Origin of the sequence: Pseudonocardia alaniniphila, assembly GCF_022524485.1 — a bacterium.
Taxonomy (GTDB): domain Bacteria; phylum Actinomycetota; class Actinomycetes; order Mycobacteriales; family Pseudonocardiaceae; genus Pseudonocardia; species Pseudonocardia alaniniphila.
Genome location: NZ_JAKXMK010000026.1, coordinates 34,073 through 46,624, shown reverse-complemented (window position 1 = coordinate 46,624; position 12,552 = coordinate 34,073). Strand labels below are relative to the sequence as shown.

General features: G+C 72.2%; 9 protein-coding genes. 1 reads left to right on the top strand and 8 read right to left on the bottom strand.

All coding sequences use genetic code 11. The features are described from left to right. Nucleotides 1-113: 113 nt before the first annotated feature. The 5 genes from MMF94_RS28005 to mftF all read right to left on the bottom strand — a co-directional run bounded on the left by MMF94_RS28005 (nucleotide 114) and on the right by mftF (nucleotide 6,622). Nucleotides 114-875: an SRPBCC family protein gene (locus MMF94_RS28005; RefSeq protein WP_241040207.1), complete on the bottom strand. Its 762-nt coding sequence runs from the start codon at nucleotides 873-875 to the stop codon at nucleotides 114-116. 104 nt (nucleotides 876-979) lie between these two features. Continuing rightward, nucleotides 980-1,831, bottom strand: coding sequence for an FAD binding domain-containing protein (locus MMF94_RS28000; RefSeq protein WP_241040206.1), 852 nt, complete (start codon nucleotides 1,829-1,831; stop codon nucleotides 980-982). Further along, complete coding sequence (locus tag MMF94_RS27995; protein WP_241040205.1) at nucleotides 1,828-4,305, bottom strand: xanthine dehydrogenase family protein molybdopterin-binding subunit; 2,478 nt, start codon at nucleotides 4,303-4,305, stop codon at nucleotides 1,828-1,830. Before MMF94_RS27995 ends, MMF94_RS28000 begins: the two co-directional genes overlap by 4 nt. A 1-nt stretch (nucleotide 4,306) precedes the next feature. Next, on the bottom strand, nucleotides 4,307-4,825 hold the full coding sequence (locus MMF94_RS27990) for a (2Fe-2S)-binding protein (protein WP_241040204.1): 519 nt from the start codon (nucleotides 4,823-4,825) through the stop codon (nucleotides 4,307-4,309). 273 nt (nucleotides 4,826-5,098) lie between these two features. After that, nucleotides 5,099-6,622, bottom strand: a complete 1,524-nt coding sequence (gene mftF / locus MMF94_RS27985) for a mycofactocin biosynthesis glycosyltransferase MftF (protein WP_241040203.1) — start codon at nucleotides 6,620-6,622, stop codon at nucleotides 5,099-5,101. 148 nt (nucleotides 6,623-6,770) lie between these two features. Here mftF and MMF94_RS27980 point away from each other — a divergent pair, with 148 nt between their 5' ends. Beyond that, nucleotides 6,771-7,916 (top strand): alkaline phosphatase family protein, encoded by a 1,146-nt coding sequence (locus MMF94_RS27980; RefSeq protein WP_241040202.1) that lies wholly within the window; start codon nucleotides 6,771-6,773, stop codon nucleotides 7,914-7,916. 13 nt (nucleotides 7,917-7,929) lie between these two features. Here MMF94_RS27980 and mftE read toward each other — a convergent pair whose 3' ends face one another. Genes mftE through MMF94_RS27965 form a run of 3 tightly spaced genes read right to left on the bottom strand, consistent with a single transcriptional unit; the run spans nucleotide 7,930 to nucleotide 12,541 of the window. After that, nucleotides 7,930-8,631 (bottom strand): mycofactocin biosynthesis peptidyl-dipeptidase MftE, encoded by a 702-nt coding sequence (mftE, locus tag MMF94_RS27975; protein ID WP_241040201.1) that lies wholly within the window; start codon nucleotides 8,629-8,631, stop codon nucleotides 7,930-7,932. Next, nucleotides 8,628-10,559 (bottom strand): mycofactocin system FadH/OYE family oxidoreductase 2, encoded by a 1,932-nt coding sequence (locus MMF94_RS27970; protein WP_241040200.1) that lies wholly within the window; start codon nucleotides 10,557-10,559, stop codon nucleotides 8,628-8,630. Before MMF94_RS27970 ends, mftE begins: the two co-directional genes overlap by 4 nt. Beyond that, the gene (locus MMF94_RS27965) at nucleotides 10,559-12,541 is read right to left on the bottom strand and encodes a mycofactocin system FadH/OYE family oxidoreductase 1 (protein WP_241040199.1); all 1,983 of its coding nucleotides are present in this window, start codon (nucleotides 12,539-12,541) and stop codon (nucleotides 10,559-10,561) included. Before MMF94_RS27965 ends, MMF94_RS27970 begins: the two co-directional genes overlap by 1 nt. Nucleotides 12,542-12,552 lie beyond the last annotated feature (11 nt).

The following is a 12,552-nucleotide window of genomic DNA, read 5'->3' as shown; positions in this document are numbered from 1 at the left end:
TGGGACGACCGAGACGACGACGACCGGGGTGGCGACCGCTGACCGACCCCCGGCCTGACGCCCGAGGGCCACGTTCACGCCGTGGGGCGGAACGTGGCCCTCGGGCGGCTTCGTCAGCTGGAGCGGCTGCGCTTGATCAGGAAGATGATCAGCAGCAGCAGGAGGCCGCCCGCCACCGGTGCCAACCGCTTGAGCACCGGGGCACCCGCGGTGTCGAGCAGGTCGATCGCATCCACTTCGCTGCGCATCGACGGCGCCGCCACCCTCGGCACGCTCGCCGGCGCGGGAGTGCTGGGGGCGGACGCCAGAACCGGGCCCTTGGCGGCGGTGGCCGTGGCCGCGGCCGGCGCGCCGGACCCGTTGGTGCTGCCCCCGCCTGCGGCGGCCTCGGAGCCGGTGGACGACTGCGCTGCCGACCCCGTGGCCTGCTCGGGCGCGAGCTTGCTGGCGACGCAGGCCGAGAACTGGCCGATGATCTTGTCGGCGACGTCCGAGATGACACCCCGGCCGAACTGCGCGGGGCGACCCGTGATCGTCATGTCGGTGACCATCGTGACGGCCGTGCGGTCCGGTCCGTCGGCCGTCATCGTGCCGGTGACGGTGGCCTTCGCCGTGCCGTTGCCGCGCGAGTCACGACCGTTGGCCTCGATGACGACCTCGTGCTTGTCGTCGTCGCGCTTCACGTACGTGCCCTTGCCCTTGTACGTGAGCGAGATGGGCCCGAGCTTCACCTTCACGGTGCCGGTGAAGGAGTCACCCTCGTATTCCTGGAGAGTGGCGCCGGGGAAACACGGAGCCACGGTCTCCGGCGTGTTCAGCGCCTCCCATGCCTTCTCGATCGGCGCTTCGATCGTGAATTTGTTCTCCAACTGCATGAGCTATCTCCTCCTCGGACCCCTGGTCGATCGCCGAGGGGCGTAAAAGCCGTGGACGCCTGCCCCTGTGATCGGAGCAGGCGTCCACGGTTTAGCGACGAACGTCAGCCCGCGGCCGCCAGAACCGCGCGGCCGGTGAGCACCTTGGCCAGATGCTCACGGTAGTCCGCAGCCGCGTCCGCGTCACTCGGAGCGGCTGTGCCCTCCGTGACGTGCTCGGCTGCGGCGCGCACGGCGTCGGCGGTGGCCGGCTGCCCGACGAGCGCCTGCTCGACGCCCGTGGCACGGATCGGCGTGGTGCCCATGTTGGTCAGCCCGACTCGGGCCTCCGCAATGGATCCGCCGTCCACGCGAATGGCCGCCGCGATGGCGACCATCGACCAAGCCTGCGCGGTGCGGTTGAACTTCTCGTAGTGGCTTCCCCAGCCGGTGTACTTCGGGAAGCGGATCTCGGTGAGGATCTCGGTCTCACCGATCGCCGTGGTGAAGTAGTCGAGGAAGAACTCGCTCGCCGGCACGGTGCGCGTGCCCTCCGCTCCGGCGATCACCATCTCGGCGTCGAGCGCGAGCGCCACGGCACCCAGGTCACCTGCCGGGTCGGCGTGGGCCAGCGAGCCACCGATCGTGCCCCGGTGACGCACCTGGTTGTCCGCCACCGTCTCCGTGGCCTGGGCGAGCAGCGTGACGTGCTGCTTCACCAGGTCGTCCCGGATGACGTCGTAGTAGGACGTCATCGCACCGATCGCGATCCGGTCGCCGTCCTCGCGGACGCCTCGCAGCTCCGGGATGCCGCCCAGGTCGATGAGCACCGAGGGCGCGGCGAGCCGCAGCCGCAGCACCGGGATCAGGCTCTGGCCGCCCGCGAGGATCTTCGCGTCGTCCCCGCCGTCCCGCAGCGCCGTGATGGCGTCGGCTACCGACGACGGCTTGACGTAATCGAACTTGGACGGGATCACTGGACCTCTCCCTGCGGATTGTTCGGGTCGATCGAGCCCAGACCGGCACCCGGTGAGTGGGTGTCGACCGGGGTCTCCTGAGTGGAACGCCCCTTTGCGCCCTGGATGGCCCGCCACACGCGCTGCGACGTGCACGGCATCCCGATGTCGCTGACGCCGAGGGGGCGCAGCGCGTCGAGCACACCGTTGACGATCGCGGGCGTCGAGGCGATGGTGCCCGCCTCGCCGACGCCCTTGACGCCCAGCGGGTTCGACGTGGACGGCGTGCTCACCACGCGGGTGTCGAAGCTCGGCAGATCGGCCGCCGACGGAAGCGTGTAGTCGACGAACGTGCCGTTGACCAGCGTGCCCTCCTCGTCGTAGTTGGCCTCCTCGAACAGGGCCTGTGCGATGCCCTGGGCGAGACCGCCGTGCACCTGGCCTTCGACGATGAGCGGGTTGACCACGTTGCCGATGTCGTCCACGCAGACGTACTTGCGCAGGTTGACGTGCCCGGTCTCGGTGTCGACCTCGATGGCCGCCAGGTGCGTGCCGTGCGGGAACGAGAAGTTCTCCGGGTCGTACACGGCGTCGGAGTCGAGCGAGGGCTCCATGTCCTCCGGGTAGTCGTGCGCCGCGAACGCGGCGAACGCGATCTCCTGGATCGACTTGCCCTTGTCCGTGCCGCGCACGGTGAAGTTGCCGCTCGCGAACTCGATGTCGTCCTCGGACGCCTCGAGCAGATGCGCCGCGATCTTCTTGGCCTTCGCGATGACCTTGTCGGCGGCCTTCACGATCGCGATGCCACCGACCACCAGCGAGCGCGAGCCGTAGGTGTCGAGACCCTTGGGCGAGATCTGCGTGTCGCCGTGCAGGACCTCGACGTCCTCGAACGGCACGCCCAGCTGGTCGGCGACGATCTGGCTGAACGCCGTCTCGTGGCCCTGGCCGTGCGCCGAGGCGCCCGTGATCACCTCGACCTTGCCGGTGGCGAGCATCCGGATGCTGGCGGCCTCCCAACCGCCCGCGCCGTAGGACAGCGAACCCAGCACCCGCGAAGGGGCGAGACCACACATCTCGGTGAACGTCGAGATGCCGATCCCGAGCTGCACGGGGTCGCCCGAGCGCCGCCGCTCCTCCTGCTCACGACGCAGGCCTGCGTAGTCGAACAGCTCCATCGCCTGCTGCGTGGCCTGCTCGTAGTTGCCCGAGTCGTAGGTGAGCCCGCACACCGTGGTGAACGGGAACTCCTCGTGCTTGATCCAGTTCTGCTCGCGCAGCTCCAACGGGTCGCGGCCGAGCTCGACAGCGAGCTCGTCCATGATCCGCTCGATGGCGAACGTGGCCTCCGGCCGCCCGGCGCCCCGGTACGCGTCGGTCAGCGTCTTCGTGGTGAAGACGTTGGTGCACGTGAACTTGTAGGCCGGGATCTTGTAGATCGCGTTGAACATGAACGCGCCGAGGATCGGCACACCCGGGGTGACGAGCCCGAGGTAGGCACCCATGTCCGCCAGCAGCTTGACGTCCAGGCCGGTGACCGTGCCGTCCTTCTTGGCCGCGATCGTGATGTCCTGGATCTGGTCGCGGCCGTGGTGGGCGGCGAGCATCGACTCTGAGCGGCTCTCGGTCCACTTCACCGGCCGGTGGAGCTTCTGCGCGAGGACGACGACGAGCATCTCCTCGGGCAGCACGCCGATCTTGCCGCCGAAGCCGCCGCCCACATCGGGGGCGATGACCCGCAGCTTGCTCTCCGGCACACCCAGCGTGACCGTGGTCATCGTCCGGAGGATGTGCGGCACCTGCGTGGCGGCGTAGACGGTGAGCTGCTCGCCCGTCGGGTCGCACACGGCCGACCGCGGCTCCATGAACGCCGGGATCAGGCGCTGCTGGATGAACCGGCGGCGCACGACCACCTGGTCAGGGTCGGCCTCCGCGGCCGAGATCGCGTCGGCGACGCTCCCACCGGTGCCGGCCTCGCCCGAGTCGAACACCCAGGTGGCGTTCTCGTTCGTGCCCAGGCCGGGGTGGACGAGCGTGGCCCCCTCGGCGAGCGCGGCCTCCATGTCGAGCACGGGCTCGAGCGGCTCGTACTCGACATCGACGAGGTCGGCGGCGTCGCGGGCCTCTGCGGCACTGCGGGCGACGACGACGGCCACGCCCTCACCGGCAAAGTGCACGGTGCCGGTGGCGAGCACAGGTCGCTGAGGCGCCTTCATGTCCGGCGTGATCGGCCAGGCGCAGGGCAGGCCGACCTGCTCCACGCCCAGGTCCGCTGCCGTGTAGACACCCACGACACCCGGGGCCTGCTCGGCTGCGGTCTTGTCGACGCCCATGATCGTGGCGTGCGCCAGCGGCGAGCGGACGACTGAGATGTGCAGCGTGCCAGCCGGCGTGATCGCGTCGGTGTATCGGCTGCGGCCCGTGATGAGACGGGCGTCTTCCTTGCGGGTTCTGGCCTTTCCGAACTCGACGGTGGGTTCGGCGGTCGCGGTCATTTTAGTCGCCCCCTCCGGCCACGGACACCGGCGACTGCACGTCGGCCTGGACGCCCGGCTTCATCTTCTCGGCGGCGCTCTGCACCGCGCGGACGATGTTCTGGTATCCGGTGCAGCGGCAGAGGTTGCCCTCGATGCCCTCCCGGACCTCGCGCTCGTTGGGGTCGGGGTTGTCTCCGAGCAGGTCGATCGACTGCATGATCATGCCCGGAGTACAGAAGCCGCACTGCAGCGCGTGACACTCGTTGAAGGCCTCCTGCACGGGGTGCAGCTTGCCGTCACGCGCGATTCCTTCGATCGTCGTGACCTCGGCGCCGTCGGCCTGAACAGCCAGTACGGAGCAGGACTTCACGCTCTGCCCGTTCAGGTGGACGGTGCAGGCACCGCAGTTGCTGGTGTCGCAACCGACGAGCGTGCCGGTCTTGCCGAGGCGCTCCCTCAGGTAATGAACCAGTAATGTGCGGGGCTCGACGTCGTCGGCGTACTGGACGCCGTCGACGGTGACCCGGACCTGTGCCATGAGTCTTCTCCTCAACCGCGACCACGGTGTCGTATCGCGCCAGCATGTGTTCCGGAGGGCCGGCCGAGGTGGTCGCACCACCATCCGGGCCGCCACCCCGTTGTGGCGGCGAGCACATCACACCGCTGTTGATCCGACGGTGCAACCGATCCCCTTCGCACCGGTATACCTACCCCTGGGTGACCACGGGGCGAACTTCAGGGCACTCGTGCAACGCCACCGCGAAAGCGGAAAGAATCAGCACTCGGATCCGCAAGAGCGGATCCAAACAGGTCAGCCAATCACCCTTTCGGAGTAGCCCTGACGGACGGCCGCCTCCGGGGCACGTCGAATCGCCGACGCCCGGTCCGTTGCGATCCCGGTTCCGACCGGTCGCAGCGGTTCCACAGTGTGGTGGCGCAGTGCACCCCACCACAGACCCGAGCCGTAGGCGAGATCGTCGAGCCGGTGGGCAAGCAGGTGCCCGAGCAGACCCGGCCGGGCCTCGGGGTCGCGCTCGCGGTGGCGCCACCAGTCCACGACGCCCTCGGTCACCGCGACGGCCAGCACCGTGCGGCGCGCTCGGCGAGACAGCAGGCATGCCGCGAGCGACACCGGCCAGTAGTGGCGCGTCACGGCGTCGGCCGTCTGCGCGACAGCGCCCACCGCTCCCGCTGCCACGAGACGCGCCGCGGCCCGGCGGGGCCGGCGAACCGGCAGCTTCCGCGAGAGCCGCTCGGCAGCGACCGCGCTCACCACCACCGCTGCTGCCGCCGCCCGCGCGGTTCCGACCAGCGTCAACGCTCCGACAGCGGCCGACAACGGACTCAGCACCATCGGCGGCACCGAACCGCGGTGCCGCATCGCGAGGGGCGCGGCCCCGGTGCCGTAGTACGCCTTGCGCAGCCACCACGCGCCGAAGGTCGTCCGGTGATCGTGTGCGACGCGGGCGCTCGGCTCGTAGCGCAGCCGCCAGCCCGCCTCGTGCAGGCGCAGCACCAGGTCGACGTCCTCGGCCACCTGCATCCGCTCGTCGAATCCGGAGCCGACCGCGCTGCGACGCACGAGCATGGCTGCGCTCGGCACGTACGCCACCCGCGAGCGCGGCACGACCAGCGCAGGGTCGGGTCCGAGGTCCAACGAGGACCGCACGGCCTCGTACGCGGCCAGCAACCCGCCGATCGGCGGCAGCGGCTCGGCCGGGGGCAGCGCGACGATCCGCGGCGCAGCGAGGCCGACCGCGGGATCGGCGAAAGACGCGAGGAGCGGCTGCAGCCAGCCGGGCCGGGGCACCACATCCGAGTCGAGGAAGGCGACGAGCGGGGTCGTCGCGACCGCGAGGCCCGCGTTCCGCGCGGCAGCCGGGCCGCGGGCCGACGGATGCCGCAGGACGGTGGCGCCGCCCGCCTCGGCCACGGCCCGGACCGCGCCCTCGTCCGTCGATCCGTCGTCCACCACCACCAGGCCGCCCAGCCCGTCCGGAAGCGCGGCGAGCAGGCGCGCCAGTTCGGGCGCCCGGTCCCGCACGGGCACCACGACCGTCACCTCGGCCACGGCCGGCACGGCGGACGCCGGCTCGGCCACCGGGTGCGCGATCCCCGCGTCGAGCAGTCTGCGGACGAGAGCGCCCGACTCCTGGCCCGTCACCGTGCACCGCCCGTGCGCGAGCAGGCGCCTTCCGGCGTCGGAGAGGCGCAGCAGCCGGGGCGGTGCACCACCGATCAGCACCGCGCCGTCGTCGAGGGCGCGGACCCGGCGGTCGAGCGCCACCCCGAACCCGAGCGGTAGCGCACTCTCCGCCGGACCCGTGGCCGTCACGCAGGCCTCCGCCGGCCGGAAACTCCTGCCACGCCGACGTCGAGCACCCCGTCACCGTAGGGCTCTCCGGCCCGGAGCGACATCATCATCCGGAGAGCCATCTCACCGTTCGCGACACAGCGGCGGCCCTGGTGGCAGGCTGGCACCGATGAACGTCCCGGTCCTGCCCGACTACGGCCACCGTTCGCTCGCGGAGGTGCTTCCGGCCATCCTCTCGGCCCTCGGAGTGCCGGGTGGACCTCCGGCGCTGGCGTTCGAGCCGGTCCGAGCAGCGGCCCTGCTGCTCGTCGACGGCCTGGGCACCGAGTTGCTGCGCGAACACGCGGCCGACGCACCGTTCCTCGCGAGCCTGCCCGACTCGGGACCGCTCACCGTCGGTTTCCCGTCGAGCACGTCGATCAGCCTCACCTCGCTCGGCACGGGGCTGCCGCCGGGGGCCCACGGAATGGTCGGCATCTCCTTCCGCGCCGACGGCGGCGAACTGCTCGACACGCTCCGCTGGACGAGCCAAGGCGCGGACGGCGCGATCGACATGCGCGAACTGCTCCCACCGGAGCAGGTGCAGGCGGCTCCGACCGCGCTGGAGCGCGCGGCAGCCGCCGGCGTCGCCGTCACGGTCGTCTCGAAACAGGAGTTCGGCGGATCCGGACTCACCCGGGCAGCGTTGCGGGGCGGCGACTTCCGGGGCACCTACGCACTCGGCGACCTCGCCGCCGAGATCATCGCCGGGCTCACCGGAGCGGGCAGGCGGCTCTGCTATGGCTACCACGCCGACCTCGACCTCCTCGGGCACCTGCACGGGCCGGGCACGTTGGCATGGCGGCTGCAGCTCAGCGAGGTCGACCGGTTGGTCGCGCTGATCGCCGAGCACCTGCCGAGCGACGCCGCGCTCGTGGTGACCGGCGATCACGGCATGGTCGCCGTCGACCGGATCTTCGACGCCGACACCGACCCCGTACTGCAGGAGGGTGTGCTGCTGCTCGGCGGCGACGCGCGCTCGCGGCACGTCTACGTCCGGCCCGGGGCGCTGGAGGACGTGCTGGCCACCTGGCGCTCGGTGCTGGGGGACGACGCCTGGGTGGTGCCGGGCGACCAGGCCGTGGCGGAAGGCTGGTTCGGTCAGGTCGTGCCACAGCTGCGCGGCCGCATCGGTGACGTCGTCGCCGCGGCGCGGGGCACAGCGGCCGTGACCAGGTCGGTCGCCGAGCCGGTGATCTCCCGGCTGCCTGGCCAGCACGGCTCACTGTCGGTGGAGGAACAGCTCGTCCCGCTCCTGGTGGCCCGCGCCTCCTGACCCAGGAGCCCGCTCACGCCAGGCGCCCTCGGCGGTCGGGAGTCCAGCGGGAGAGGGCCTCCAGAAGCGACGTGCCCATCCCGGCGAGGAGACGCTCGCCCTCTTCCCGGGATGCGCCTGCCGGGTCGCCGAGCACCCCGTTCGGGCTGGCGGCTGCGATCCCGTCGCGGCGCAGGGTCGGGAGCAGCTTGGCAAGCGGCGCCGTGTTGCCTGCCTCCGCCAGGTCCTCCCGCACGAGCGTGGGCTCCAGCGCGAGCAGGATCGACGTCTCGGTGCGCCCGGCGTGCGCGTCCCCGCCTGGCACGCCGCAGCCGAACCACGCCATGTCTCGGCCCTCGTCCCGCAGGAGGAGAACGGCCTCGGACACGGTCGGGAAGTTGCCGCCGTGCCCGTTGACGAAGACCAGCCGCCGCACCCAGCGGCCTGCCGATCGGCCCAGCTCGACGAGCACCGCGTTCAGCGCCTCGTGCCCGATCGACAGCGTGCCCGGAAAGCCCTCGTGCTCGCCCGACGCGCCGTAGGCCACCGCGGGAGCGACCAGCAGCGACGGGTCGGCGTCCGCAGCCCGGTGGGCGACTGCGGTCGCTATCCGCGCGTCGGTGTCCAGCGGCAGGTGGGGACCGTGTTGCTCCAGCGATCCCACCGGCACGAGCACGGTGGGCTTCGCCTCCGGCGCCAGTTCGCTCCACGTGCGTTCACCGAGCCGGACGTTCACAGCGCGACCCCCACCCGGTGGCCGTCGAGGACGGCGGCGTGCACCCGGCGCGGAGCCACGCAGTCGCCGATCCGGTGCACGGGCACATCATGGCTGCGCAGCGCCGTCCAGAGCTCGTTCTCCGGCACCGGCGGCACGGCGCAGACCACCCAGTCGCACACCGTCTCGGAGACGGCGCCGACGGGATGGTGCAGCACGGTCAACCGGACGCCGGACGCGGCCGACGCGGCGCCGAGAACCGTCCTGTCGGTGGAGAGCGCGATGCCCGCCACGCGCGCCCGGCGGTGGAATCCGGGCATGTCGAGGGTGAGCCCGAGATCCTGCCCGACGACCATGCCGGGCGTCATGATCTCCACGACGCAGCCACGCGCGGCCAGCAACTCGGCCACCGACGTGCCGTGATGAAACCCCAGCTCGTCGTAGACCAGGACGGTGCCGGACGGCTCGGCGGCGCCGCGGAGGACGTCGCGGACGTCGACGACGCGGTCGAGCCCACGGGCCCACTCCGGAAGCGCCGGCCGGGCGCCGGTGGCGAGCACGACGACGTCGGGCTCGTGCTGCTTGATCGCGGCCAGGTCAACCTCTGTGCCGGTGCGCACATCGACTCCCATCTGCAGGCATTCGGTGAGCAGGTCCTGCACCGCCACTCCGAACTCCTGTCTGCCCGGTGCCGAGGCAGCTTCGGCCACCTGACCGCCGGTCCAGGGCAGGCGCTCGCACAGCACCACCCGGTGCCCGCGCCCGGCCGCCGTCGCCGCGGCTTGCAGACCCGCCGGCCCGCCACCGACCACGAGCACCCGCCGCTTCGGCCGCACAGGCGCCGAGAGGGGAACCCCCTCACGGCCCGCGCGCGGGTTGACCGCGCATCCGAGCCGCATGTTCAGCCCGACCCGCCCCGCGCACTCCTGGTTGCACCCCGTGCAGCTGCGGATCCGGCGGGATGCGCGGGCGCGGCCTGCGAAACCCGGGTCGGCGATCTGCCCGCGGACCACGCCGACGAGGTCGCACTCCCCGGCCCGGATCGCGCGTTCGGCCTGTGCCGGGTCGGTGAATCGGCCGACACCGATCACCGGCAGCGACACCGCCGCCCGGATCGCGGACGGGACGGCCTGCGCGTAGCCCGCCGGCACACCCATCGGAGGCTCGACCAGGTGCAGTGTCGCCGTCGCGACCCCCACCGAGGTGTTGACGTAGTCGATCACCCCGTCGTGATCGAGCAACCGGGCGGTCCCCACCGCATCGGCGACCGAGGTGCCACTGCGGATGCCCTCGTCACCGCAGAGACGGACCCCGAGCACCCGATCCGGGCCGATCACCTCGCGCACGGCGGCGGCGACCTCGCGGACGATCCGCACCCGGTTGACCAGCTGACCGCCGTACCGATCGGTGCGCAGGTTCGTGAGCGGCGAGAGGAACTGCCGCAGGATCGACGCCTGCGAGCACTGCAGCTCCACGCCGTCGTAGCCGCCGGCGACGCAGTGTCCGGCGGTGAGCGCGTACCCGGCGACCAGCTCCTGGATCTCCCCGGCGGTGACGGCCTTCGGAACCTCGCGGAACATCGGATCCGGCACGGGCGAGGGCGCCCATACGGGGAGCCGGGAGTACATGCCGCAGGACTGGGCGCCGTTGTGGTTCAGCTGCGCCAGCACCGGCACGCCGTGCGCGTGGACCGCCTCGGTGATCCCGCGGTGGGCCGCGATCGCATCGGGATCGGCACCGTCGATCAGCTTCTCGTAGGGCCGGTCAGCCGGGTGGACGGAGTGTTCCTCGGTGATGACCAGCCCGGCTCCACCGGCCGCCCGGGCCGCGTAGTAGGCGGCATGCCGGGCCGTCGGGCGTCCGTCGCGGGCGGCATTGGTGAGGTGCGCGCAGAAGACGATCCGGTTGCGCAGGGTCAGTGGCCCCAGTTGCAGTGACGAGAACAGCATCACGCGACCGCGTCGAACTCGGCCGCGGCCCGCCGCGCCTCGAGCACGGCCTCGTACACGGTGCGAGGGGCGATGCAGTCACCCACGCGGGGCAGATCGGGATGCGCAGCCCACAGGCCGTCCTCCGGGAGCCGGTGCCCGCAGTCGAGCACCACCGCGCAGTCGATCTCGCGGCGCTCCCCCGTCCAGACGTGCTCCAGCACCGCACGGCCACCGTGCACGCCGCGCAGCAGCGAGTACAGCTCGCGCACCACTCCGGCCCGCTGCAAGCGCGTGTTGGCGGGCACCAGATCACCGGTGCGGGAGAGCTGGACGCCCGCCACCGCATCCCGGGTGACGATCGCGACGCGGCGCCCCGCGGCAGCCACCTGCTCGGCGACGCCGACACCCGTCCAGTCGCCGATCGGGTCGTGCACGACGACGACGCCCGCAGGCAGGTCCAGCGCCGCCTCCGCGGATCCGGCGGCGAGCACACCGGCCTCGAAATCGGCGGCGGACAGCACGGGCACATCGCTCATGTAGGGACGCGGGCCGGGCCGCGAGCCGGTGGCGAGCAGGACGCCCGTCCCGGCACGCTCGGCGGCGTCGAGCTCCGGGACATCGGCCTCGACGCCGGTTTCCACCTCGACACCCAAGCGGATCAGCTCCCGCTCCCACCAGGGCACGAGCACACCCATCCGCTCCCGGCCGCCCACGGCCGCGGTGAGCAGCAGCGCCCCGCCGAGCCGGTCTGCTCGTTCCATCAGCCGCACCCGGTGCCCCCGCAGCGCCAGCACCCGCGCGGCCTCCATCCCGCCCGGCCCGCCCCCCACGACGAGCACGGATCGCCGTGCCCGGCCCGTACGGGTGCGCGAGTCGCCCGGCGGGTCCTCCGTCTCGTGGCCTGCCCGCGGCTCGGCCTCGTCGGAGACGATCGGGTTGCGCGGGTCACGCACGATGGAGTGCTGATTGGACAGAGTGCAGGGCCGGATGCGTTCTGGAGTCCCCGCGCGGACGTGCGTGACCAGGTCGGGTTCGGCGATCTGGCTTCGCGTCATCTCGACGAGATCGGCGATGCCCTCGTCGAGCGCCGCCTGCGCGAACGCGGGGTCGACGACGCTGCCCTGCAACACCACCGGCACCGCTGCGCCGAGTGCCGAGCGGACGGTGCCGCAAATCGACCGGTTGAACCCCGGCGGGACGTGCAGGTCGGGTCGGGTCGCGAAGACCGACATCCCCGAGCCGCGGACGACCACGAGATAGTCGATCGCCCCGGCCACCGCGAGCGCGGTCGCCACGCCCTGCTCCGGCGTGATCCCGGCCCACGGGGCCAGCTCGTCCGCACACAGCCGCAGGCCGAGAACGCGGTCGTCGGTTGCGTCGCGGTCGAGCCCGGACCGCACGGCGGCGAGCACCTCACGCAACAGCCGGGTGCGGTCCTCGCCGTAACCGTCCGCGCGCCGGTTGGTGAGCCCCGAGAGGAACTGGCGCAGGATCGAGTGCTGCCCCGCGTTGATCTCGACGCCATCCAGCCCCGCCTGCGCGGCCAGCACCGCTGCGGCGGAGAACCCGGAGACCAGCTCGTCGATCTCGGGCTGCTCCATCTCCATCGGCACCTCGCGGCTCGCCGCGTCGGCGACACCCGAGGGCCCCCAGAGCGCCTGCTGCCCGTACGCCGAGCTGCCCTGCCCACCGGCGTGCCCGAGCCCGGCGAGCACGAGGGCGCCGTGCGGGCGGCAGGCGTCCACCACAGCGGCCCATCCCGGGACGGCGTCGGCGGCGCGTGGCGCGCGCTCGTAGGGCCAGTCGGAGTCGTGCACGCTCGCCACCTCGGTGACGATCACACCGGTGCCGCCCGCGGCGCGCCGCGCGTAGTAGGCGACGTGCCGGTCGGAGATCTCGCGGTCGCGGGCGAGGTTGGTCTCGTGTGGACCGAACAGCACGCGGCTGGGTGCGGTCCGTCCCCTCAGGACGACCGGCCGGACGAGGCTCGCGCCGGACACCGAAGGGGACG